Annotated in this window: 17 protein-coding genes and 3 pseudogenes; 17 read left to right on the top strand and 3 right to left on the bottom strand. The window is 62.5% G+C overall.

Annotated elements, in window-relative coordinates:
- The first annotated feature begins 16 nt into the window (after positions 1-16).
- The 9 genes and pseudogenes from ACQB61_RS03420 to ACQB61_RS03460 all read left to right on the top strand — a co-directional run bounded on the left by ACQB61_RS03420 (position 17) and on the right by ACQB61_RS03460 (position 12,080).
- Entirely contained in the window at positions 17-1,630 is a 1,614-nt protein-coding gene (locus ACQB61_RS03420) for a 5-oxoprolinase/urea amidolyase family protein (protein ID WP_430511496.1), read from the top strand.
- Positions 1,627-3,374 (top strand): annotated as a pseudogene (locus tag ACQB61_RS03425) (acetyl/propionyl/methylcrotonyl-CoA carboxylase subunit alpha). The gene ACQB61_RS03420 and the pseudogene ACQB61_RS03425 overlap by 4 nt, the downstream one beginning before the upstream one ends.
- On the top strand, positions 3,371-5,212 hold the full coding sequence (locus ACQB61_RS03430; protein ID WP_430511497.1) for a dipeptide ABC transporter ATP-binding protein: 1,842 nt from the start codon (positions 3,371-3,373) through the stop codon (positions 5,210-5,212). Before ACQB61_RS03425 ends, ACQB61_RS03430 begins: the two are co-directional and overlap by 4 nt.
- 43 nt (positions 5,213-5,255) lie before the next feature.
- Positions 5,256-6,791, top strand: coding sequence for an ABC transporter substrate-binding protein (locus tag ACQB61_RS03435; protein ID WP_430511498.1), 1,536 nt, complete (start codon positions 5,256-5,258; stop codon positions 6,789-6,791).
- Positions 6,792-6,856: 65 nt separating this feature from the next.
- Entirely contained in the window at positions 6,857-7,780 is a 924-nt protein-coding gene (locus ACQB61_RS03440; RefSeq protein WP_430511499.1) for an ABC transporter permease, read from the top strand.
- Between the two features lie 5 nt (positions 7,781-7,785).
- Positions 7,786-8,634, top strand: a complete 849-nt coding sequence (locus ACQB61_RS03445; protein ID WP_019963881.1) for an ABC transporter permease — start codon at positions 7,786-7,788, stop codon at positions 8,632-8,634.
- A 4-nt stretch (positions 8,635-8,638) separates the two neighbouring features.
- Positions 8,639-10,397: pseudogene (locus ACQB61_RS03450) on the top strand (M14 family metallopeptidase).
- A gap of 238 nt (positions 10,398-10,635) precedes the next feature.
- Positions 10,636-11,331 carry a CDP-alcohol phosphatidyltransferase family protein gene (locus ACQB61_RS03455; protein WP_430511500.1) on the top strand — a complete coding sequence of 232 codons (696 nt, stop codon included), beginning with the start codon at positions 10,636-10,638 and terminating at the stop codon, positions 11,329-11,331.
- Positions 11,328-12,080: an FkbM family methyltransferase gene (locus ACQB61_RS03460; RefSeq protein ID WP_430511501.1), complete on the top strand. Its 753-nt coding sequence runs from the start codon at positions 11,328-11,330 to the stop codon at positions 12,078-12,080. Before ACQB61_RS03455 ends, ACQB61_RS03460 begins: the two co-directional genes overlap by 4 nt.
- Before the next feature lie 14 nt (positions 12,081-12,094).
- Here the strand turns inward: ACQB61_RS03460 and ACQB61_RS03465 are convergent, their stop codons facing one another.
- On the bottom strand, positions 12,095-13,036 hold the full coding sequence (locus ACQB61_RS03465; protein WP_430511502.1) for a lysylphosphatidylglycerol synthase transmembrane domain-containing protein: 942 nt from the start codon (positions 13,034-13,036) through the stop codon (positions 12,095-12,097).
- A 130-nt stretch (positions 13,037-13,166) separates the two neighbouring features.
- Here ACQB61_RS03465 and ACQB61_RS03470 point away from each other — a divergent pair, with 130 nt between their 5' ends.
- The 5 genes from ACQB61_RS03470 to ACQB61_RS03490 all read left to right on the top strand — a co-directional run bounded on the left by ACQB61_RS03470 (position 13,167) and on the right by ACQB61_RS03490 (position 18,280).
- Positions 13,167-13,730, top strand: a complete 564-nt coding sequence (locus ACQB61_RS03470) for a hypothetical protein (RefSeq protein ID WP_430511503.1) — start codon at positions 13,167-13,169, stop codon at positions 13,728-13,730.
- Entirely contained in the window at positions 13,658-14,770 is a 1,113-nt protein-coding gene (locus ACQB61_RS03475; protein WP_430511504.1) for a hypothetical protein, read from the top strand. The genes ACQB61_RS03470 and ACQB61_RS03475 overlap by 73 nt, the downstream gene beginning before the upstream one ends.
- A gap of 87 nt (positions 14,771-14,857) precedes the next feature.
- Positions 14,858-15,193, top strand: a complete 336-nt coding sequence (locus ACQB61_RS03480; protein WP_334250936.1) for a zinc ribbon domain-containing protein YjdM — start codon at positions 14,858-14,860, stop codon at positions 15,191-15,193.
- A gap of 646 nt (positions 15,194-15,839) precedes the next feature.
- Positions 15,840-17,561, top strand: a complete 1,722-nt coding sequence (locus tag ACQB61_RS03485; RefSeq protein ID WP_430511505.1) for a thiamine pyrophosphate-requiring protein — start codon at positions 15,840-15,842, stop codon at positions 17,559-17,561.
- A 32-nt stretch (positions 17,562-17,593) separates the two neighbouring features.
- Positions 17,594-18,280 (top strand): DsbA family protein, encoded by a 687-nt coding sequence (locus tag ACQB61_RS03490; RefSeq protein ID WP_430511506.1) that lies wholly within the window; start codon positions 17,594-17,596, stop codon positions 18,278-18,280.
- A gap of 137 nt (positions 18,281-18,417) precedes the next feature.
- On the opposite strand, the pseudogene ACQB61_RS03495 reads toward ACQB61_RS03490, so the two are convergent.
- Together ACQB61_RS03495 and ACQB61_RS03500 are read right to left on the bottom strand one after the other, a co-directional pair.
- A pseudogene (locus ACQB61_RS03495) lies at positions 18,418-19,889 on the bottom strand (aldehyde dehydrogenase).
- Positions 19,890-19,957: 68 nt separating this feature from the next.
- Complete coding sequence (locus tag ACQB61_RS03500; RefSeq protein WP_430511507.1) at positions 19,958-21,460, bottom strand: aldehyde dehydrogenase; 1,503 nt, start codon at positions 21,458-21,460, stop codon at positions 19,958-19,960.
- Between the two features lie 115 nt (positions 21,461-21,575).
- Here ACQB61_RS03500 and ACQB61_RS03505 point away from each other — a divergent pair, with 115 nt between their 5' ends.
- From ACQB61_RS03505 to ACQB61_RS03515, 3 genes are all read left to right on the top strand, one after another.
- Positions 21,576-22,466 (top strand): helix-turn-helix domain-containing protein, encoded by an 891-nt coding sequence (locus ACQB61_RS03505; protein ID WP_430511508.1) that lies wholly within the window; start codon positions 21,576-21,578, stop codon positions 22,464-22,466.
- Positions 22,467-22,587: 121 nt separating this feature from the next.
- Positions 22,588-23,889 carry an ABC transporter substrate-binding protein gene (locus tag ACQB61_RS03510; RefSeq protein ID WP_430511509.1) on the top strand — a complete coding sequence of 434 codons (1,302 nt, stop codon included), beginning with the start codon at positions 22,588-22,590 and terminating at the stop codon, positions 23,887-23,889.
- 23 nt (positions 23,890-23,912) lie between these two features.
- Complete coding sequence (locus tag ACQB61_RS03515) at positions 23,913-24,659, top strand: ABC transporter ATP-binding protein (RefSeq protein WP_430511510.1); 747 nt, start codon at positions 23,913-23,915, stop codon at positions 24,657-24,659.
- Positions 24,660-24,664: the final 5 nt, after the last annotated feature.

Here is a 24,664-nt window from a genome sequence, read left to right on the forward strand (position 1 = left end):
GCCGGCGCGCCGGTCCATGCGGGTTCTGATGCTGCGCGAGGGCGCAGTGTTGCTCGAACTCGCCAGCCTTGATGTGACGCTTGCCCTGTTCGATGCACTGGAGGCCGATCCTGTGGCCGGTGTGCAAGAGATCGTTCCAGCGGCCCGGACGCTGCTGATCACCCATGATCAGCTGACCATTTCTGCCGAACAGGTGGCTGCCGAGGCCATTGTGCGGCTTGGCATGCCCCGCAAGGCAGGGGCCGCCGACGTGGTGGAGATCCCTGTCCGCTATGACGGGGAGGATCTGGCGGAAGTGGCGGAGCTCCTGGGTGTTTCCACGCGGGAAGTGATCCGCCGCCATGTGGAGGCGGACTACCTTGTCGCTTTTACCGGTTTTGCGCCGGGCTTTGCCTATCTCAGCGCGCCGCAGGTGCAGCTGCACGTGCCGCGCCGTGCCTCGCCGCGCACCCATGTGCCTGCGGGCGCCGTGGGTCTGGCGGGCGAGTTCAGCGGCATCTATCCGAAAGTCAGCCCCGGCGGATGGCAGCTGATCGGCAGGACGCCGCTCACCATGTTTGATCTGAACCGCCAGCCTGCCGCGCTGCTGCAGCCGGGGCAGCATGTGCGGTTCCGCGATATCGCGGAAGCCAGTGTTCACCCTGTGGCGAAGGTTCCGTCTGGTGCTGCAAAAGGTACGTCTGCCGCGCCGGAAGGCGGGGTGGAACGGCTGCATCTGGACGTGCTGAGCGCCGGGCTTCCGGCGCTGTTTCAGGATCATGGCCGTCCTGGACTGGTCGGCCAGGGCATCAGCCGCTCAGGCGCAGCGGACCGGGCCAGCCTGTCGCTGGCAAACCGCATCACAGGCAATCCCGCTGATGCCGCAGCTCTCGAAATCGCACCAGCCGTCTTCTCCTTCCGTGCGAGCGGCCGTGCCGTCATCGCTGTAACTGGCGCGGAACGGGCTGTCACCGTGCAGCCGGAGCGCGGCCCGCGTATTTCCGCAGCCATGAACAGGCCTCTGGCGCTGGAGCCTGGGGACAAGGTGACGCTGGAGGCTCCCACGGCGGGCTTGCGCGGCTATCTCGCTCTGCGCGGGGGATTTGCGGTTGAGCCGGTGCTTGGCAGTGCCTCGGCAGATACGCTGGCACAGATCGGCCCTGCTGCTGTTGTGTCCGGAGCGCGGCTGTGGGCTGCAACTGGCATGAAGCTCTCCTCTGTCGAGCCCGAGGCGCTCGCCGCATTCGCTATGCCTCGCAGTGGGGAAACCATTGTGCTGGACGTGGTTCCGGGGCCGCGCACGGACTGGTTCACGCCTGCCTCTGCCGAACAGTTCCTGAAAGTCTCATGGGCCGCGACCTCCCAGGCGAGCCGCACCGGCCTGCGTCTGTCTGGACCTGTGCTGGAGCGGGCTGTCACAGGCGAGTTGCCGAGCGAAGGTACGCTGCGCGGGGCCATTCAGGTGCCTGCCAACGGCCAGCCGGTGCTGTTTCTTGCCGATCATCCGCTGACCGGTGGCTATCCGGTCATGGCGACGGTGGCGGCGCATCATCTTGATCTGGCCGGGCAGATTCCTCCCGGCACCTTCATCCGTTTCCGGGCCGTCCGTCCCTTTACGGCCTATTCCCTTTGCGCAGGTGACACTCCATGAAAAAAGTGCTGATTGCCAATCGCGGCGAGATTGCCGTGCGCATCATCCGGGCCTGCCGGGACTATGGCCTCGCTTCGGTGGCCGTTTACGCGGACGCCGATGCCGGGGCGCTGTTTACGGAATTTGCGGACGAGGCCTATGCCCTCAATGGCGCTTCGCCGAAGGACACTTATCTCGACATCAGCAAGCTGATCGACATTGCCCATAAGTCCGGAGCCGACGCTGTGCATCCGGGCTACGGGTTCCTGTCCGAGCGCGCCGAATTCGCCCGTGCGGTGATAGACGCAGGGCTCATCTGGATCGGGCCTGCCCCGGAGGTGATCGAGGTGCTGGGCGACAAGCTGCAGGCCCGGCGCATCGCCCAGAAGGTGGGGGCACCGCTGGTGGCGGGCAGCGAGGGCGCACTGTCGAGCGCAGCCGAAGCGCTGGCCTTTGCCCGTCAGTTTGGATTGCCGCTGGCCATCAAGGCTGCCCATGGCGGCGGCGGGCGCGGGATGAAGATTGCCCGGCATCTGGACGAGGTGGAGGAGCTGTTCGAGTCCGCCACCCGCGAGGCTGTCGCGGCCTTTGGCCGGGGCGAATGCTATGTGGAGCAGTTCCTGGACCGTCCGCGCCATATCGAGGCGCAGGTTCTGGCCGACAAGCACGGCAATGTGGTGGTGGTGGGCACCCGTGATTGCTCCCTGCAGCGCCGGAACCAGAAGCTTGTGGAGGAGGCCCCTGCGCCTTTTCTCAGCGCGGCGCAGCGCGAGACGATCCACCGGGCGGCGCGCGATATCTGCGCTGAGGCCGGCTATTCCGGCGCCGGTACGGTGGAATTTCTGCTGAGTGCTGACGGGCTGATCTCCTTCCTGGAAGTGAACACCCGCCTTCAGGTCGAGCATCCTGTCACGGAAGAGACCACCGGGCTTGATCTTGTGATCGAGCAGTTCCGCATTGCCGAGGGACAGCGGCTCGGCTTCACGACCACGCCGGAGCCGCGCGGCCATGCGCTGGAGTTCCGCATCAACATCGAAGATCCGGGCCGGGGTTTCCTGCCGTCCGCCGGTGAAATCAGCCGCTGGCGGGAGCCGTCGGGCCCTGGCGTGCGGGTGGACAGTGGCGTCGAAACCGGTTCGCTCATTCCGCCAATGTTCGATCCCTTTGCGCCAAGCTGATCGTCCGTGGTCCGACCCGCGACAAGGCCATCGCCCGCGCCCGCCGTGCCCTGGCAGAATTCGTCATCGAGGGCGTGCCATCGGTGCTGCCGTTCCACCGTGCGGTTCTGGAGCATCCGGATTTCACCGGTGCCGACTTCGAGGTTCACACCCGTTGGATCGAGACAGATTTCGCCGGAACTCTGGAGGAGGCGGCCCGCCCTGATGCGCCCGCCAGCCGCCCGCTGCTGCGGGGCCGGATCGAGATTGATGGCCGTCTGGTCGAGGTAGGCGTTCCCGATGGTTTCCTACGCCTGCTGGGAGCGGTGGCGCCTGTTGCCGGTGAAGCACCCGGTGAGACTGAAGATGCTGGCGCGGTGCGGGCGCCGGTTGCCGGCACACTTGCCCATTGGGCCGTCGAGGAAGGCGCTCTCGTCGAGGAGGGGGCCGTCCTTGCCATGATGGACGCGATGAAGATGGAAACCGCCGTCACCGCGCCCTGTTCCGGGCGTATCACCGGACTTGCTGCCGCAGGCTCCACGCAGGCCGCCAATGCAATTCTTGCCCGTATTTCGCCCGAAGGGGCACAGCCGGAGGCCAAGGCATGACGCTTTCAACCAACCCGGAAACCCCGCAGACCGCAGCGCCGCTTTTGAGCATTGAAGGCCTGACCGTACGGTTCGGCAGCACAAAGGTCATTGAGGATCTTTCCTTTTCGGTTCAGCCGGGCCGCACCGTTGCTGTGGTGGGTGAATCCGGCTCAGGCAAATCGGTCACCTCACTCTCCGTCATGCGCCTTGCGGACATGATGGGTGCGCGCTTCGATGCGGGACGCATTCTTTTTGGCGGCCGCAATCTGCTGGAGACGTCTCAGAAGGACATGCGCAGCATTCGCGGCAAGGAGATCGCCATGATCTTCCAGGAGCCGATGACCTCGCTCAATCCGGTCTTTACCATCGGTGACCAGATCAGCGAAGTGCTGATGCTGCATGAAAAAACCAGCAAGACGGCAGCCCTTGCGGAAGCGCAGCGCCTTTTGGAAATGGTGCGCCTGCCCGATGCCGCCGCGCAGTTGAAGCGCTATCCGCACCAGCTTTCCGGCGGCATGCGCCAGCGGGTGATGATCGCTATGGCGCTAGCCTGCCGCCCCAAGCTGCTGATTGCGGACGAGCCGACCACCGCGCTGGACGTGACCATTCAGGCGCAGATCCTCAACATCCTGCGTGAGCTGCAGAAGGAACTCGGCATGGGGATGATCTTCATCACCCATGACATGGGCGTTGTGGCGGAAATGGCTGATGACGTCGTGGTGATGTGGAAGGGGCGCAAAGTGGAAGAGGGCCCGGTGGGGCAGATCTTCAACAGCCCGCAGCATCCTTACACCCAGGCTCTTCTGGCCGCCGTGCCGCGTCTTGGCAGCATGACCGGGCAGGACTTCCCCAGGCGCCTTGCTGATCTTGCCGGTGCTGACGGCAGCATGGAGGGCAAGCAGGAGGAGCGGGTGCAGGACACCGCCCGCTATGACAGCGCGCCGCTCCTGTCGGTCAAGGACCTGTTTGTGCGCTTCGATGTGCGGCGCAATCTGCTGGGCCGTACGACGCACCGGCTGAGCGCGGTCTCCAACGTGTCACTCGAGATTTATCCGGGCGAGACGCTGGCACTTGTGGGCGAATCCGGGTCCGGCAAGTCCACCATCGGCCGCACCATCCAGCAGCTTCAGGAAGCCCAGTCGGGCGATGTCCTGTTCGGCGGACGCAGCTTTGCGCAGATGAGCCGGGCCGAGCGCCATGCCATGCGTCAGAAGGTGCAGTATATCTTCCAGGACCCCTTCGCCTCGCTGGATCCGCGCAAAACGGTGGGCTTCTCCATTGCCGAGCCGATCCATACCCACGGACTGATTGCCGATCCGAAGGCGGTGCGCCGGCGGGTGGATGAGCTTCTGGAGCGCGTCGGGCTGGGATCCGAACATGCAGCGCGCTATCCGCACGAGTTCTCCGGCGGCCAGCGCCAGCGCGTGTGCATCGCCCGCGCCCTTGCCTCCAACCCGGAGCTGATTATTGCCGATGAGGCCCTGTCTGCACTGGATGTGTCGATCCAGGCGCAGATCATCAACCTCTTCATGGACCTCCAGGCCGAGCGTGGTCTCGCCTATCTCTTCATCAGCCACGACATGGCGGTGGTGGAGAAGATGAGCCACCGGGTCGCGGTTCTCTTTCTTGGCCAGATCATGGAAATGGGCAGCCGCCGTCAGGTCTTCGAGACGCCGGCGCATCCCTATACCCGCAAATTGCTCGCCGCTGTCCCGGTCGCCGATCCGTCGCGCCCGCGTGGCGGTGTGCTGATCGAAGGGGAAATTCCGAGCCCGGTCCGCCGGGTGGGGGATGAGCCCGCCATTCTCACTCACGAGGAAATCAGTCCCGGCCATTTTGCCGCGCGCGGCGCCTGACCGTGACCCGCAGACCCAACGCCAATCAGCAGAGGACTTGGAAATGAAACTGAAGACATGGGGCATGGGCGTTGCCGCCCTTGCGCTGGCAATCTCCGGCGCATCCTTTACTGCACAGCCCGCGTTTGCGGCTGGCAAGCTGACGGTTTCCTCCCCGCAGGATCCGGGCAGCTGGGACCCGATCGACACCTTCCTCGTCGCCTGGGCCGCTGTCTCGACCAACATCTTTGAAGGCCTGACCTATCGCGGTCCGGACCTGAAGCTGGTGCCGGGCCTTGCCGAGAGCTGGGAAGAGCTGGACGAGGGCAAGCGTATCCGCTTCACCCTGCGCAAGGACGTGAAGTTCCACAATGGCGAGCCCTTCAACGCCGCTGCCGTGAAGTTCACCTTCGACCGCCTGCTGGGCGAAGAGGGTGCCAAGGGCCCGCAGCGCTCCAACTACATCGTCATCGACAGCGTCGAAGTCATCGACGACTACACGGTGGACCTGAAGCTGAAGAACCCGGATCCGGTGCTGCTGACCAAGCTGGCCGGCTATGGCGCGATGATCGTGCCGCCGCAGTACATCGCCGAGAAGGGCGAGGAGTTCTTCAACACCAATCCGGTCGGCACCGGCCCGTTCAAGTTCGTCTCCTACGCACCCAAGGCCTCCATCTCGCTGGCGGCAAACCCGGATTACTGGGGCGGTGCACCGAAGCTGTCCGAGCTGGAGTTCCGCTTCATCTCCGAGCCTGCGACGGCCGTTGCCGAACTGCAGTTCGGCCGCGTTGATCTGGTGATCCCGCCCACCATTCCGATCGGCATGATCCCGACCATCGAGAGCGACACCAATCTGGAGATCGTCAGCGTTCCCGGACCGACCGTGGATGCCCTGCGCTTCAACACCCGCGACGGCATCACCGCCGATCCGCGCGTGCGCAAGGCGATCATCATGGCTGTGGACCGTCAGGCCATCGTTCAGTCGATCCTCGCCGGTCAGGGCGCAGAGATCGCCAGCTTCCAGAGCGCCCTGTCCTTCGGTTATGACGCTGAGCTGAAGCCTCTGCCGTTTGATCCGGAAGGCGCGCGCAAGCTGCTGCAGGAAGCCGGTGTCCAGGACGGTGCTACCCTGCAGATCGACGTGCGCGGCAATGACGCGACCATGAACGAAGTGGCCCAGGCCATTTCCTTCTACCTGCAGTCCGTCGGCCTCAACGTTTCTGTGACCCCGCATGAGACCAGCACGCTGATCAACGACATCATCCCGCAGGGCAAGACCGGCGCGATGTTCCAGCAGAAGTGGGGCGGCTGGACCTTTGATTACGACAACACCGCCTACGCCATGTACCACACGGGCCAGAAGTGGAACCCGTATGACAAGGACGAGACGCTGGACAAGCTGCTGGAATCCCAGCGCCCGATGACTGACCGCGCAGAGCGCGAGAAGGTTCTGAAGGAAATCGGCGCCTATGTGGCCGGCAAGGCGCTGGAGCTGCCGCTCTACAACACCAACGCCATCTACGCGATCAACAAGCGGGTGAAGGGCTTCGTGCCGGCGCCGGACACGCGCCTGAAGCTCAACGAAGTCACCGTCGAGTGACCTCATGACAGCGGCTGCCGCCTGCCCGTGCGGGCGGCAGCTTTCCTGCCCTGAAGGAGAAGAACGTGGCCAGTTTCCTCATCAAGCGCCTGCTGCAGGCCATTTTCGTCGTCATAGCGCTGACGCTTGTCGTCTCGTTTGCCATCCGCCTCACCGGCGACCCTGCCGTGATGATGTTCCAGGGTGGCGGCAGCATGACGGAGGAAGACCTTGCGCGCATCCGCGCCGCACTGGGCACGGATCAGCCGTTCTTCGTGCAGTATTTCAGTTTCCTGAAAGGGCTGCTTACCCTTGATTTCGGCCGCAGCTTCGTGGGCGGCACGCCCGTGTCGCAGCTGATTGGCGCGGCACTGCCGGCAACCCTGCTGCTTGCCTTCGTCTCCATGGCGGTGTCCATCGCCATCTCGATCCCGCTCGGCATCAAGGCCGCCACCTCGCGGGGCAAAGGCGTGGATCAGGCGATCCGCATCTTCTCGCTGATCGGCCTGTCCTTTCCGAATTTCTGGCTGGCCACCATGCTGGTTCTGCTCTTCGCCATCACCCTGCGCATCCTTCCGCCCAGCGGCATGACCGGCATCGAGAGCTACATCATGCCGGCGCTGACCATGGGCGTCATCCTGACCGCCACCAACGTGCGGCTGGTGCGCACCGCCATGCTGGAAACGCTGCAGTCGCAATATGTGATGGTCGCCCGTGCCAAGGGCCTGAGCGAGAGCAAGGTGCTCTACAAGCATGCGCTCCGGAACTGTGCCATTCCGCTGATCACCTATTTCGGCCTGCAGTTCGGCGGGTTGCTCGGCGGCATCGTCGTCATCGAGCGGGTGTTCAACTGGCCGGGCCTCGGCTCTCTCGCCTTCGATGCAGTGGGCGCCAGAGACTATCCGCTGCTGCAGGGCGTCATCACGGTTCTTTCGCTGATGATCGTCGGCATCAACCTTCTGGTCGATATCGCCTACGGGCTGGTCGATCCCCGCATCCGGACGGAGTAAGCGCCATGGCTTCCGCAACCTCGCGCCTGTGGCGCTTCTCCAACCTTGAATTCGTGCTGGGCGCCAGCCTGACCACGGTGATCTGCCTCGCTGTCATCTTCTCCGGCCTGCTGTTTCCCGGCGGCGTGGACAAGATCGACTTCATGGCCCGCAATCTGGCGCCCTTCACCTCCTGGGCGCATCCCTTCGGCACCGATGCGCTGGGCCGCGACGTGCTGGCGCGGGTGGTGGCCGGCGGCAAGATCTCGCTGCTGGTCGGCTTCGTGTCGGTGGCCGGTGCCGTTGTCTTCGGCGTCATCATGGGGCTGATCGCCGGTTACTACCGTGGCTTCTGGGACATGGTGGTGATGCGCTTTGCCGATCTGCAGCTCGCCATGCCCTTCATCCTGCTGGCGATCACCTTCATCGCCATCGTTGGCGGCAGCCTGACCAACACCATCATTCTGCTGATCGTTTCGCAATGGGTGCAATATGCCCGCCTCGTGCGCGGTTCGGTGCTGACCCTGCGCGAGCGGGAGTTCATCCAGTCCGCCAAGGCCATCGGCGTGCGCGACTGGCGCATCATCCTGCAGCATCTCCTGCCCAACCTGCTGGGACCGGTGATCGTGCTGATGACGCTGAACGTGGCCAACAACATCCTGCTGGAGAGCAGCCTCACCTTCCTCGGCCTCGGCGTTGACCGCACGGTGCCGAGCTGGGGCGGCATGCTGGCCGACGGCCGCACCTATCTGCAGACGGCCTGGTGGATCAGCGTATTCCCCGGCCTTGCCATCCTGCTGACGGTGCTGGGCCTCAATCTTCTCGGCGACTGGCTGCGCGACAGCCTCGACCCCACCGGACGCAGCACGAGGTAAGCCGATGACCAGCACGACCATCTGCCTGAAAGACGCGGGCTTTTCCTCCACGCTCGACCGCCTGTCGGCGCTGCTGCGCCCCGGCATCACGGCGCTGGAGGCCTGGACCTTCGATGATCTGAAGACCCGCCGTGCCATTGAAGCGGCGCTGGCGGATAAGGGCGTCACGGCGATCATCCGCAGTGCCTACAAGCCGCTGGTCCATGCGGTGCTGGAAGAGGTGGATCTGGACGGTGTTGCCGCTGCAGAGCTGCGCTATCCGGTGCATCCGCTGGCACCGGAAAACCGCTTCCGGCTGGAGGCCTATCCGCTCGCCGCCCTGATTGCGCCGCGCCCGCTGACCTTCGCGGCGCGGACGGATGGCAGCCTGCAGTATGAGCTGGTGCTGACCCATCAAGATGGCAGCACACAGACCGTCACCATCCTTGCCCCCAACCGGGAGCATCAGGATCTTGCCGGACAGATGAACCTCTCCCCTGCGGCTGGGTGAAGCTGAATGGCGATGCGGCAGGTGCGCCCTTTGAGACGCCCTACGAGGCGCTGTTTGCGCAAGCGCTCGATGCCGTCAGCGGCCATGACTGGGGCGTGGCCGAGCCCTGGTTCGAGGAGCTGAACCTCGCCGTCCGCCTGCCTGCTGCTGATCTGCCGCTTGCCCATGCGCATGAGGTGATGAGCCTTGCCGAGGCGATGCACGAGGATCTCTATTTCTCGCTGCTCGAATTCTTCCAGATGAAGTCCGGCCGCCCGCAGGGCGACCGGGGGCTGAAGCCGGGGCAGATCGTGCCGGAAGTGCTGGGCGGGCAGGAGGGCTATCACCTGCGCATCGAGTTGCGTCCGCTTGCCACCCAGACCCCGCCTGCGACAGCGTACAGCCCGGCAGAGCAGGATCTGGCGCAGGCGGCCGCGCCCTGTCTCCCGCGCAGATCTCCGCAGAGCTGGCGCGGGCCGGGGGCGAGGCTTTCTCTGCGTCTTCACGCGCGGGCCGCAAGGTCGAGGCCCGTTACCGGAAGGGCACGCATGTGCCGGTGATGATCAGCGCCGGCCAGCATGCCAACGAGACAACCGGGGTTGTGGGGGCCTTGCGTGCCGGTCAGGTTCTGGCCGCCCGCGACGGCGCGCATTTCACCCTGTCGCCGCAGGAAAATCCGGATGGCTATGCCCTGCATCAGCGGCTGATTGCGGACAATCCCCTGCACATGCATCACGCCGCCCGCTACACGGCGCTGGGGGATGACCTTGAGTACCGCAGGCCCGAAACCGCCGGAGACCTTCTGCTGGAGAAGGCCATCCGCATTGAGGCCGAAGCGCGCACGGGCGCGCAACTGCACGTCAACCTGCATGGCTATCCCTCGCACGAGTGGACGCGGCCGCTTTCCGGCTATGTGCCCCGGCATTTTGCCATGTGGACGCTGCCGAAAGGCTTCTTCCTGATCCTGCGCTATCTGGATGGCTGGGAACGGCAGGCCGAAGACCTTATGGACCGGGTGACGCGCCATCTCGCCGCCATTCCCGGCCTTCTGGAAGAGAACGCCCGCCAGATCGCGCTTTATGAAGCTCACGCTGGCGAGACCGGTTTCCGCATGGTCAACGGCTTCCCGTGCCTGTGCTCGGTGGACGCGCGCCATACGGTGCCGGTGACGCTGATCACTGAATACCCCGATGAAACCATCTATGGCCCTGATTTCATCACCGGTCATACCGCCCAGATGGAAACCGTCCTTTCCGCCTATGATGCCTGGCAGCAGATCATGGCTGCGGGGTGAAGCTGCCGGGCTGAATGGGCTTGCCCGGAGGAGCAATCTGACAGCAAGGTTCCTGCGTAAAGTTTGCATGTGAGAGCCCCTCAACGCCGTGGAGCTCCCACTGCAAAGCCTTTCGCCGGAGTGGCTGTTCATGCTGTCAGATGAAACCTCTCGAGGACATGGTGCGTCAAGGCCGCTTGTGGAGCGTGCTCACAACGCCGTAACGCATCTGGCTATGTTGAGGCAGGACGCGTGTCGCGTGCTGGCGGCGGTTCTTGCCGTCTCCCTTGCTGCCTATGCAACGGCTTCGGTTTTGCTTTCGTTCGGGCCGGGCGTGCCCATTGTCGCATCCGCCGTTCTGGTGCTGACATTTGGCCTTGTTCTGCGCGGGCTGGCCTATCACAAGTTCCACAAATTCGGCCCAGCCAACACAGTAACGGCGATCCGCGCGGCGATGGTCAGCCTTGTTGCTGCGGCGGTGCTGTTTGCGGAAATGCACCGGGCGGATGCCGCTGTGCACTGGGCGCTGGCAGGTCTGGCTGCGCTGGCACTGGCTCTGGACGGGGTTGATGGCTATCTGGCGCGGCGCTTCCGTCAGGAATCCGAGCTTGGCGCCCGTTTTGACATGGAAGTGGACGCCTTCCTGATCCTGTGCCTCTCGGCTGCGGCATGGCAGCTTGGCAAGGCCGGGCCCTGGGTGCTGCTGATCGGGCTGATGCGCTACGGCTTTGTGGCCGCGCAATATGTTGAGCCGCGCCTAGCCGCGCCGTTGCCGCCGTCTTTCCGCCGCAAGCTGGTTTGTGTCGTGCAGGTGGTGGCACTTTGCGTGCTGATGCTGCCTGTCATCACGGCGCCGCTTTCCGTCTGGATTGCTGCGCTGGCGCTGGCCGCGCTTGCATGGTCCTTTGCCGTGGATACGCTGTATCTACTGGGTAAGCCGGAGACTGGCCATTGACCGGAAAGCTCTCTGCCCGTTCGGCTCTCGGTCTCGCCCGGTCGCTCGTGATCTATTACGGCCAGCCCTGGCGCCGCTGGCAGCTGAAACGCTTCTACCGGCAACTCGTCGCCCCAGGTGATCTCGTTTTTGACATAGGCGCCCATGTGGGCAGCCGCAGCGCCACGCTTCTGAGCCTTGGGGCCGAAGTCGTTGCGGTGGAACCCCAGCCCGTCTTTGCCCGCATGATCGGGCGCCATCTCGCCCACCGTCTGCGCGGCTTCGAGACTGTGGCCGTCGGCGCGGAGGAAGGGGAGGCAACGCTTCACATTTCCAGCCGGCACCCGACCGTGACCACGATTTCGGACCGGTTCATCGACGGCGTGCAGGCGTCCGAAGGCTTCCGCGATGTGGTCTGGGACAGCGAAATCCGCTTGCCCGTGACGACACTGGACCGGCTGATCGAGCGCTATGGCTGTCCGGCTTTCTGCAAGATCGACGTGGAAGGCGCGGAAAGCGATATTCTGCGCGGCCTGTCGCAGCCCATTCCCCTTGTTGCCTTTGAATATATCCCGGCGCTGCCCGAGGTGGCGCAGGAAGCTGTGACGCTGCTTGAGAAGCTCGGCCCCTACCATTTCAACCGCGTTGTCGGAGAACAGCACCGTTTTGTCAGTGAGAACTGGGTAACGGGGAGCGAGGTGCTGGCGGAAATTGCCGGGCTGACGCCGGAAAGCTCCTCGGGCGATATCTATGCAAGGCTGATCACCTGATGCACAGGGCCGGGTCAGTGTCTGCGGCGCAGCAGTTCCAGCGCCAGGAGAATGAGCCCCGGCAATGCCGACCCGGCCAGCGACAGCAGCCCATACAAGAGGCTTGCCGCCAGCCCTTGTGCCGCCGTGAAGCCGAAGAGGGGCCAGAGAGCCGCCGCAGCGGCCTCCCGCGTGCCCCAGCCGCCGATCCCCACCGGTATCATCATGCTCAGAAGACACAAGGGAATGATGGTCACCACTGCCAGCACCGGCAGGCTGGCCCCGACAGCATCGGACGCGACGGTGAATGTCAGCAGATAGCTGCCGGTAATGAGCAGGCTGAGGCCCACCTGCACGGCAAGGGCGCCTCTGGCCCAGAAGGCCAAATGCAGCGCCTGACCGGCAACAGGCAGGAAGCGGCGCAGGCGTGCACGCAAGGCGGGAAAAAGCAGAGGCACAGCAAGCACAGCCGCAATGCCGCACGCCGCCGCCAGCCAGACGGGAGAGTGGGGGAGGGCGGTTGGAAACTCCGGCAAGGCGGCTGCACCGGCCTGCGGCAGAAAGAATGCCCAGGCGATCAGGCCGCTCACGATGAGAATGACAAAACCGATTTGTCCCGACAGACGCTCCAGCACCACGGCCGTGGCGGCCTGTTTCCAGCCGCCGTCCGCACTGTCCTTTACCCGGTAGACCCGTGCCGCATCCCCTGCCATGCCGCCGGGCAGCAGCAGGTTGAGCGTGCCGCCGAGGTAATATTCCCGGATGGCTGCACCAAGCGGGAGCTTGTGGCCAAGGCGTGCCGCCGTGAAGCGCCAGCGCACCGCAGACAGAATGGTCTGAAACTGGACAAGCAGCAGCGCAGCCAGCATATGCCCAGGCGGCGTTCTGGCGAGTGCCGCTGCGATGCTGGCCGGGTCCAGCAGGGCGATGAGGCATGCAAGCAGCGCCAGCCCCGCAAGAGATGCCAGCAGCCTCATCCTGCGCAAGGCGTTGCCCCGGAATGGCGGTTGAAGGGGGCTGAGTGCAAGCTGGGCTCCGGGACTTGAGAAGGCAGACTGAATGACAGGCAATAGATGGCGCGGCAAGGCCTTAAAGGCGAGAGGCGGGATGGATAAGCGGGCTGATGGCGGCATTCTGGGACCTGTTCTGGCGCTGGCTGTGTTCCTTTTCGTCTTCTGGGCGGCCTGCAATCTGCCGGGTAGGCCCGGTGGCCTGACGCTGGCTGGCCTCGCCCATCTGCCGCTGGATGTGCCTCTGGCGGGGCTGGCGCTCATGCTTTTGCCAAGGCGGCTTGGCTATGCTGCCGCTGTCTTGACCACTTTGCTGGTCTTCATCCTGCTGGTCCTGAAACTCGCCGACACCGGCGTGCAGATGGCGTTTCAGCGCCCGTTCAACCCCTATCTCGACATCAAGATGCTGGGCGATGGCTGGAATCTTCTGTCCGGCAGCATCGGCACCTTCACCGCTGCGCTGGCTGTAGCGCTGGCCCTTGCCCTTCTGGCGGGGGTGATGGCGGCCTTCTTCTGGTCGGCTGCCACCATCGCCCGCCTTCGTGCCCCCTTGCGTTCGCCTGCAATGGGGGCTTTGCCATCCTTCTGGTGCTGGGCCTCGGGATGCTGGCCGCTGGCAGCAATGCCGGGTTGCAAAGCGCCAGCCTCAGTGAACGGCTGAGGGTGGTGGCCCGTTCCATTGCCGATCTCAGTGCCTTTGAGGCCGAACTTGTGCAGGCTGCGGACCTGCCGCCGCTGGAACAGCTTTTTGCCCGCGTCCGGGGGCGGGATGTGGTGCTCGTCTTCATCGAATCCTATGGCCGTAGCGCCATCGAAGATCCGCGCTATGCGCCGCTCACCGGCCCGCGCCTTGCCGCCGTGCAGGCAGAGCTGGAAGGGGCCGGTTATGCCATGGCCAGCGGCTGGGCGCGCTCGCCCACAGTTGGCGGCCTCAGCTGGCTCGCCCATGGCACACTGCTTTCCGGCCTGTGGGTGGACAGTCAGGCGCGCTATGACCTGCTGATGCGCAGCGAAAGGCCGAGCCTCAACCGCCTGTTCCGCGATGCCGGATGGCAGAGCGTGGCGGTGATGCCTGCCATCACCATGGACTGGCCGGAATCTGCCTATTACGGCTATGACAAGGTGCTGGCGGCAAAGGACCTCGGCTACACCGGAAAGCCCTTTAACTGGGTGACGATGCCCGACCAGTATACGCTCTCCGCCTTTGACAGGCTGGCGATGAGGCCAGCGGCTGCCGCTGGCAAGCCGGTGATGGCGGAAATCGCCCTCATCTCCAGCCACGCCCCATGGACGCCGGTGCCAAGCCTCATTGACTGGGAGGATGCCGCCGACGGCAGCAACTTCAACGCTCAGGCCGAAAACGGTGACAGCCCCGCCGTGGTCTGGGCTGATCCGGAGCGGGTGCGCGGGCAATATATCCGCACCATTGACTATGCGCTGGAAACCCTCGGCAGCTATATCGCCCGCTCGGAGGGCGAAGCGCTCTATGTGTTTCTCGGCGACCATCAGCCTGCGTCCATCATCACCGGCGAAGGGGTGTCCCGGGACGTGCCGGTGCATATCGTCAGCCGCGACCGCGAACTCATCGCCCGCTTCCTTGGTCAGGGCTTCACCCCCGGCATGATGCCCGCCGCTGGCGCCCCGGAACAGGGCATGGACGGCTTGCGTGATGTGCTGATCAAGGCCATGAGCGGAGACTAGGGCTGAATGCTGCCCGCGCTGACGGCAGGCGGCATACGGGAAAACCCTCATGTTGCCATCTGCCGGACCGGGGCCTATACCCCGGCCATGGACACTTTGCCCCCTTGCCCCGAATGCCGCTCCACCTTCACCTATGAAGTGGAAGGCACCCTGACATGCCCCGAATGCGGGCATGAATGGCCGCTGGCCGCCGCCCCCGAGGCAGGCCTTGAAGTGCGCGACAGCGTTGGAAACCTGCTCGCCGATGGCGACACGGTGACCCTGATCAAGGACCTGAAGCTCAAGGGCTCCTCCAGCGTCCTCAAGATCGGTACCAAGGTCCGCGGCATCCGCCTCGTCGACAGCGACCACAACATCGACTGCAAGATCCCCGGCATCGGGCCGATTGGGTTGAAGTCGGAGTTCGTGAAGAAGGCGACGTGAGGGGCTGAGGTCTTCCGTCTTTCGGTTTTCTGGGCGTTTTAAAGCTGCCTTTGTGCTGGCTCCGGCTGGCGCAGGGCGGCTTTTTTGTTTTGCTCCACTCTGACAGATCTGCGCTACTGAGCCTCAATGGTAAGAGGGCAGCATGTGTTATTGTAGGCGATCATATTCATGCATGAGCGATTTTCGGCGGTGGTGATTGTTTTCCAATCTTGAGGCTGTAATCATATTTCGACATATCGTTAGCTTGTAATTTGTTTTCGATCTTCTGCTCTAACCAACTGAGCTATTCCGCCATCCCCCTCCCAGCCCCTTTCGGGCAGTGAACTGATGCGGTAGGCGCGCCGTCGGGCGGCGTCCTGCCTGCCATGAGGGTTCTATGAGCGACTGCGGAAAGCGCACTGCGAGGAGTGCGTGAGATCCGGCAATTGGACCGGTTTACAGGACCAAGTGGCTCGATTGAGTTGAGTGCGTTCGGATGCGAGCATCAACGTAATGCTTCCTGTATCGGCCTTCGCTTTCCAGCCTTTTCATTCATATCCAAATGTGAGATATATTTCTCAATATAGAAGATAAATGATCGTCTAATTCAGGCTGGAGCCGGTCGCGTCTCTTGCCATGAAGAGGCTCCAGAGCGAACGGAAGACGGATGAACATGACCTATCCTGCACCGCAAATGACCTGTGGGGCCGCGCTTCTGTCGCGGATGGCAACTCTTGGCGTGGATTACATCTTTGCCAACTCCGGGACAGATTTTCCGCCCGTCATCGAAGGGCTTTCGGAGGCGGAAGCAAAGAATATCCCACTCCCGCGCACTGTAACCGTCCCATTTGAAAGCGCTGCCGTAGCGATGGCCCACGGTTACACGCTGGCGACAGGCCGGCCTCAGGCTGTGCTGGTGCACACCAACGTCGGCCTCGCCAACGCCGCCATGGGTGCGATCAATGCCGCCTGCGACAACATCCCAATGCTCTTGATGTCCGGGCGCACGCCCACGCTCGAGAGCGGCCGCGTGGGGGCACGAACGGTCCCTATCGGCTGGGGGCAGGAAATGCTGGATCAGAGTGGCCTGATCCGGGAAGCCTGCAAATGGGATTACGAGCTCCGTTTCCCGGAACAGATCTTCGACGTGACCGACCGGGCGCATGGCATCGCCGCGTCAACGCCCAAGGGACCCGTCTATGTAAGCCTCCCGCGTGAAGTCCTGAGTGAAACGATCCCCGCTGCGGGTGCGGAGCGCCGGCCTCAAATGACTGCTGCTGTCGTCGAGGCAGGGACCGATCAGATTACCCGGATTGCGAGCCTCCTTGCTGAGGCTGAGCATCCCGTCATCTTTGCCCAGCATGGCGCGGGTAGCGCTGACGCCTTTGCAGCCCTGTCGCGGCTGACCGGCGACTGGGGCATTCCTCTTTGCCAGTATTGGGCCGTGGAACTGGCCTTGCCGACCACCCATCCGATGGCCGCGGGTCCCGACCCGGCACCGCTTCTGAAGAAGGCCGATGTCGTGCTTTGCATAGACGCTTTGGCACCATGGTCACCTGCCCAGATCGAACCGCGCGAAGAGGCGACAGTCATACAGATTGGACCGCGTCCCCTGCAGGAGCGTTCTGGTGTGCGCAACTTCCGCTGCGACCTGGGCGTGACGACGGAAATTGCCCCGGCGATCGTGGCCCTTGAGGCGGCCATGGCGAAACTGCTGCCCGGCCACGACGCCAGAGTGGCCGCGCGCGCAAGGAACATTGCGAAGGCCAATGCCGCCGATCAGTCCAGACGTTTCGATGCTGCCGCCGGAGAACGGGACGGACCAGCCCTGACAAAACGCTGGATCAGCCTGACCCTCTCGGAAAAACTAGCCGGCCGCGACGCAGCCGTCTTTTCTGAACTGGGCTGCCAGCTCCCCTATCTGCGGCTGACCCGGCATCAGTCCTGGTTCGATGGTCCTCATTCAGGCGGACTGGGCTGGGGCTTCCCAGCCGCCGCGGGATTTGCGCTCGCACGTCCGGAAAAGACTGTGGTCGCGACTATGGGCGACGGCTCCTATATGTTTTCCAATCCGGTGGCCTGCCACCAAATCGCCGAAGCGCTTGGCCTTTCAATGGTCGTCATAGTGCTGAACAACACCGAATGGGGCGCGGTGCGGCAGTCCGTTCTCGACATCTATCCCGATGGCCACGCCTCCAAGGCCAATGCCGTCCCGCTTACAGATCTTTCGCCAAGCCCGGACTTCACGAAAGTCGCCGAAGCGAGCCGCGCCTGGGCTCGGCGCGTGTCCGCTCCGGATGCGTTCGAGCAGGCGCTTTGCGAAGCACTTGCTCATGTCGACGCAAAGAAAGGTCTAGCTCTTATTGAGGCGGCCATCGGCAGAGGCTGAACGCCATTCAAGTCACATCGGAAGAGGTGCACATGACATTGTTCGATCTGAAATTCGACTACTATCTCGATCCCTTGTGCGGCTGGTGTTACGCGAGCGCTCCCGCGCTTGCCGGCCTTGCAGAAAAATATCCGGATCAACTGGTAATGCGCCCGTCCGGCCTATTCTTCGATCCGCGCCCGGTGTCCAGCATTGCCGATCATGCCGAGCGGAACGATCGGAATATTCAGAAAATGACAGGGCAGCTTTTCACGGAGGCCTATCATCAAGGCGTCATGCGTGCAAAGGGAGGCGTGTTCGGCTCCAACTTTCTCACGCGCGCGATGGTGGCCCTTGGTCAATATGAGGCCGCGCTCGAACCAAACTTCCTGCACGATGCCCAGATTGCCCGATATGTTCAAGGCAAAGACACGTCCCGGGCCAGAGAAGTGGCGCTCGTCGCCTGCCGGACCGCGGCAAAGGCGGGCATCGAACTGAACGTTGCCGAATTCGAAGACAAACTGACCAATTGCGCTGAGCTGGAAAGAGAAACCCAGGCCCGGATATCAGACACGCAAGCCCGGCAGGCAAGTCTTCCCAGGGGCGTTCCGCTGCTGGTCGTGACCTTGGACGGCCGGCCCACTCCTTTCAGTGGCGAGAAACTCTACCGGGGCGCTGCCGCTCTTTTCGAGGCGCTCGATGACCTCTTGAAAACGACCACGGACCGAGAGCTGAATTGACCGCCGGAAGCTGAAAGACCCGGGCGTGCCCGGGTCTTTGCTCGTCGGAAACAGGTCGAGAATTCTTCAGAAATCTTGGCAAAAGGCACGGTGTACAAGGCCGTGCCTTTCATCGTTCGTGTTTCGCCGCCTGCCTATCAGAACGGATAGTGCTGGTTCGGATCCTCAATGGTGATCCAGCGCAGATCGGTAAATTCAGCGATCGCCGCCTTCCCGCCGAACCTGCCATAGCCGGAGTCTCCGACACCGCCAAACGGCATTTGCGGCTCGTCGGAAACCGTCGGTCCGTTGATATGACAAATTCCGCTTTTGATCTGGTTGGCTGCGGATATCGCACGCTGGATATCCTGACTGAAAACGGCAGCCGAGAGGCCGTATTCGGTGTCATTGGCCGTTGCAATTGCCTCTGCGTCACCCTTCACGCGAATGATCGACTTTACCGGTCCGAAGCTCTCCTCGCTGTAGATGCGCATTTCCGCTGTGACACCGTCCAGCAGGGTCGCCGAATGGATTGCTCCGTCCCGTTCGCCGCCAGCAACAAGTTTTGCGCCCTTGGCGGTGGCGTCAGAGATCAGCGCGTCCATCTTGGTGCCTGCTTCCGCATTCACCAAGGACCCCAGAACAACGTGATCGCGCGGGTTGCCGAACGGCAGCTTCGATGCACGGGCGGCCAGCTTCTCCACGAATTCATCGGCGATGCTCTCATCAACGATAATGCGTTCGGTGGACATGCAGATCTGACCCTGGTTCATGAAGGCACCGAAGATCGCCGCATTCACGGCCCCGTCCAAATCGGCATCGGAAAGCACCACCAGAGGCGCCTTGCCGCCAAGTTCCAGAAGTGAGGGCTTCAGATTTTCACCGGCAAGGCGGCCGATGATACGGCCGACTGCGGAAGATCCCGTGAAATTTACGTGCCGGACTTCCGGGGCCTCAATCAATGCCTTCACGACTTCTGCTGCATCCTTGGGGGCGTTCGAGACATAATTGACAACGCCTTCGGGCAGCCCTGCCTCGACAAAGCAGTCGACGATCATGCGATGTGTCTTGGGGCAGGATTCCGAGCCCTTGAAAATAACCGTGTTCCCGCAAGCCAGCGGCATCGCGAGCGCGCGCGTCCCGAGAATGACAGGTGCGTTCCACGGTGCGATGCCCAGGCAGACACCTTTTGGACGTGCAACAGACATCGCCAGCGTACCGGGCTTGTTGGAGGGGATGACTTCGCCACCGATCTGGGTGATCATTGCAGCAGCTTCCCGGATCACGCCTGCGGCCAGCATCACGTTGAAGCCTGCCCATGGGCCGGTCGAGCCGGTCTCGGCGATCATGGTCGCGACGAAATCGGCAGACTTGGATTCCATGATATCCGCGGCCTTGTTCAGGAGTGCTCGCCGCTGCCCGGGAGCCACCTCGGCCCAGGCCGGAAAGGCTGCCGCAGCAGCCTTCGCAACGATAGCTGCATCTGCCGCGCGTGCGGCCGCTGCTGTCGATGCCACTTCGCCGGTCACCGGATCAAGACGATCGAAGGTTTCTCCCCGGCTGCGGCTGTATCCTTGTTATTGATGACAAGTTGTACGGTCACGTTTCTCTCCTTGGAACTGATTGACATTGTTATTGTTGAAAGTGTCCCGCAGCCCGGCAGATAGCCGGGCCCGCTTTTTCCGGATTTGGCTGTTGTCACATCTCCCGCCGGGACGGTTTCGTGGTGATCCAGCGCAATTCCGTGAATTCATCCAGACAGCTATCGCCGCCGAAGCGGCCGTATCCGCTCGATTTCACGCCTCCGAACGGCATGAAGGGATCGTCGGCAACCGTCGCGGAATTGATGTGACAGATGCCGGTTTCGAGCTGGTCACCTACGGCGGCGGCAACAGATTGGTCCGCGCCGAAGACCGCGGACGACAGTCCGTATTCGCAGTCGTTTGCGACAGTAATGGCTTCCTCGACCGATCCGACCCGATGGATGCCGACCAGAGGACCGAAGCACTCTTCCGAGTAGACACGCATCATGGGCGAGACATGGTCAATGATGGTCGCATCCATGAATTGCCCGCGTGCCGGACCACCCGATCGCAACACAGCCCCCTTGGAGAGCGCGTCCTCAATCAGAGCGGAAAGCCGGACAGCAATGGAAGAGGTCGCAAGAGGGCCGATGCGAACACCCGGATTGCGCGGATCTCCTGCAGTAAGCTGCGCTGACCGCTCAGCAAGCGCATCCACGAACTTATCGGCGATTGCATGATCGACAATGATCCGGTCAGTTGCCATACAGATCTGGCCAGAGTTCAGAAAAGCGCCGAAAACAGCCGCCTCCACCGCCTCTTCGATGTCCGCGTCGGCCAGCACAATAAGCGGAGATTTACCGCCAAGCTCCAACAAACAGCGCTTGAGATGGGAGGCTGCAATACCTGCCACGATCCGGCCGACGCGGGTCGATCCCGTGAAATTGACGCGACGCACGGGGGCGCAGGCAATCAAGGTCTCCACCACCTCGCGGGAATTTTCCGGGGCATTGGTGAGGATGCTCAGCCCTCCCTCCGGAAGGCCGGCTTCATGCAAGAGCTCTCCCAGCAGAACATGGGTTACGGGGCAGAGTTCCGAGGCCTTGAAGATCACTGTGTTGCCAAATGCGAGGGGAAAGGCAATGGCGCGGACGCCAAGCGCGAGCGGCGCATTCCAGGGGGCGATCGCAAGGCAGATGCCCGCAGGTACACGAACCGTCCGTGAAGAGCCCCCAGCCTGCTGCCCCACTTCGCTGTTAAACTGTTCGGCCAGTTGCGCGGTCGCCTCGAACACCTTCGCGGCAACGCGGAAGTTGAACTCCACCCACTCCGCGGTAGCGCCGGTCTCCCGAAGCATGCTGTCGTGAAATCTTGCCGCGTAATGCGGTATCAGGGTGCCGGCACGCCGGAGAACGGCCGCTCGCTCCGTACCGCTCAGTCGGGACCAGATGTTGAAACTGGCCGCAGCCACGGAAACCATCTTCGTGGCATCGGCTGCGCGGCCATCTGCAGCCACCGAAGAAACCTGGCCAGACGATGGATCAAGACGTTCGAAGACCGCCCCTGCCGTAGCACCCTGATGGGCGCCTTTGACGAACAGCCCTGTTCTCAGCACTCGTTCTGGAGCGTGTGACGCGCGCTTGTGCGGCGTTTTACCCGCTGTTTCCGTCCCGTTCATCTGGTCCTCCCCTGCCTTTCCGGCAGACCATCACCAGTTCACATGTTTTGCAGGGATCAATAAATGCCCTATTATAGGTAAATAATGAAGTTTTCTGGGAATTTGGGCGCAAACTATGCCGGAAAGCAGTGCACTTTTATCCATGCTTCGCCTGGAGGTGGTGGAACCCGGCTTCCGGTCGCGGACCTACGCCGCCGGACAGGGGACCTCCGCGCAATTCAATCTGATCGCCATTATGCTGAGGGGAAACGCGACCCTGCACGTGAACGAGGAAGCCATGGAGGTCGTCGAGAGCTCAATCGCAGTTCTTCCGCACGGAGTGCGGGCGCGACTGAGCGTTCCAGCGGGTACAGGCGCCTGGATCATCGGATTTGCCCGGCCGCTGCAATCGCTCGTCACCGGCACTGGCCCGGAGAGTCTGATACTCGACACGATTTTGAGCAGGCTGACCCTTACTCCCGGAAATCCGGACATTTTGGCGGCTTCAATCGCCCCCTTGCTGCCGCTGCTTACAGATGAAGTGAACGATCAAAACAAGCGATCCACGACGGCGGTGGCATCACTTGTGCGACTGTTGCTGATTGCGATCAGCCGCATGCTGACGAGCAGCGGTCTCGCCGACGGCCGCAACGATACGCATATCCTGCACAGGTTCCGGCAACTTGTTGAGCTGGGCTACAGGAGCCGCAAAACGGTCACCGGATATTGCCAAGATCTGAACCTCACATACGACCGCCTGAACGATATCTGCCAGAGAATCCTGAAGCGCACTCCGCTCTCGCTGATCCAGCAGCGGATCTTGATGGACGCTTCAACCCGCTTGCTCAAGACGGACGAAAGCATCCAGTCGATCGCAAATCATCTCGGTTTCAGCGATCCGACAAAATTCTCGCATTTCTTCAAGCGGACTACCGGCTTGTCACCACGCCAGTACAGACAGACGATGCGCAAGCAGGAAGACCGGCAGGCCAGTACGGTGCTCCAGACATTTTCCGACTGGCCATAGCGAATTAGCCCTGAAATTCAGGGCAGGGCTGCTGTGGGCCGCATGCATCCACAATATTGTGGATGGTCGGCACGGGCCGGCACATGAATGGTCCCCGATTAATAAATAAAGGGGAACTTCCATGACCAACAGATTACCAGGCTCAAGCCTGATATCCCGGCGTACATTGCTGGGAGGCGCTGTAATAGGAGCTGCCGGCGTTGCCGCATCCAGCAGTTTTCCCACGCCTGCACTCGCACAAAGCGCGAAGCTGAAGGTTGGATACATCAGTCCTGTCACCGGGCTGTTTGCAACCTTTGCCGAGGCTGATCCCTTCCTGCTCAAGCAGATCCGCACAGCCTTGAAGGACGGCCTCGTCAACAACGGCAAGCGCTACGAAGTCGAAATCATTGACGTCGACGACCAGACCAATCCTGACCGGTCGACCAGCGCCACCCAACAGCTCATCAATTCCGATGAAGTCAATATCGTGCTTGCCCAGGGCGCGCTCGGCATCAAGAACGTGAGCGCTCAGTGCGAGTTCGCCGGCGTGCCGTCGATCACCACTATGGACCCCTGGCAAGGCTGGCTTTTCCCGCAAGGCGGCACGCCCGAAACTGGCTTCCAATACGCCAATCACTTCTTCTGGGGCATTGAGGATATCATCTCGACCTATGTCGGCATGTGGTCTTCGCTGGAGACCAACAAGAAGATCGGTTCCTGCTTCACCAACGATCCTCCGGGCCAGACTTTCTTCAGCGACACCATCGGTTTCCCGCCAGCCCTGAAGGCCGCCGGTTTCGAAATGGTCGACGTCGGTCTCTTTGAGCCGGGCTCGAACGACTTCTCGCGGCAAATCGCTGCCTTCCGCGAGGCCGGTTGCGATATCATGACCGGCCTTTTCGATCCGCCGGACTGGGTCGTGTTCTGGCGTCAGGCCATGCAGGCCGGGTTCAAGCCCAAGGTCGTCACCGTCGCAAAGGCACTGCTGTTCCCCGCTGGCGTCCAGTCGCTCGGCATTGAAGCCAATGGTATGTCCACCGAAGTCTGGTGGACACCGAGCTATCCTTTCCGCTCGTCCATCACGGGCCAATCCTGTGCCGAACTCGCCAGCTCCTATGAGGCCGAAACGGGCAAGCGCTGGACCCAGCCGATCGGTGTTGTGCACGCACTGCTCGAAGCCGGCATAAACGCTCTGCGCACTGCCGATGATCCGACCGATCCAGATTCCGTCGCGGACGCCATTAAGAACATGACTCTCGACACCGTTGTCGGCACCCTGGACTGGGCCAACAGCCCGATCAAGAGCGTGGCGAAGATGGCGATCGCAGGGGGCCAATGGCACGTCGACCCGAACGGCAACTTTGATCTTGATGTCGTCTACAACAAAGAGATGCCGGACGTTCCCGTGACAGCACCGTTCCAAATGAAAATCGGCGCCTGACCGGCACACTTCGGACAATCAGGATGCACTCGCTGACCCCGTCTCTCCTCGTGGACAGCGTCAGCAAATCCTATGGCGGTGGCCCTCCAGTTCTCAAGAACCTGACACTGGAAGTCCACCCCGGGGAATTGCTTGGCGTGATCGGGCCAAACGGCTCGGGCAAGACAACGCTATTCGGCGTCATCGCCGGACAGCTTCCTCCCAACTCCGGGAGAATTCTCGTCAACGGCCAGGACGTTACCGCTCTCGGTGCGTCCGAGAGAGCCAAAGGCGGTATCGGCCGGACTTTCCAGGTGCCGCAGTCTTTCTCGGACATGTCCGTTTACGAGAACCTGCTTGTCGGCGCACGCTATGCCGGCGGACTGGGCAAGAACGAAGCCGTCGAAGCAGTCTACTCGATCCTTGACAAGACCGGGTTCGACGGCCGGGCCGAGATGCGTGCGGGAGATTTGCCGCTGCTTGATCGAAAGCGGCTGGAACTCGCCCGTGCCCTTGCGACCAGGCCTTCCTTGCTGCTGCTCGATGAGATCGCCGGTGGCCTTACCGACGATGAAGCCATGGAGATCGCCAGACTGATCAAGGAAGTCAACACGCAGGGAATTGCGGTCATCTGGATTGAACACCTCGTGCACGTCCTGACTTCCGCAGTCTCCAGGATCGTCGTCTTGGGCGAGGGCAAGATCATTGCCGACGGTGCACCACAAGAGACGATGGCCACCCCCGCTGTTCGGCAAATCTATCTTGGGATGGAGCCAGACCTCGATGCTTAGTGTGC

This window comes from Pannonibacter phragmitetus, assembly GCF_050510895.1.
In the GTDB taxonomy this organism is placed as follows: domain Bacteria; phylum Pseudomonadota; class Alphaproteobacteria; order Rhizobiales; family Stappiaceae; genus Pannonibacter; species Pannonibacter phragmitetus_B.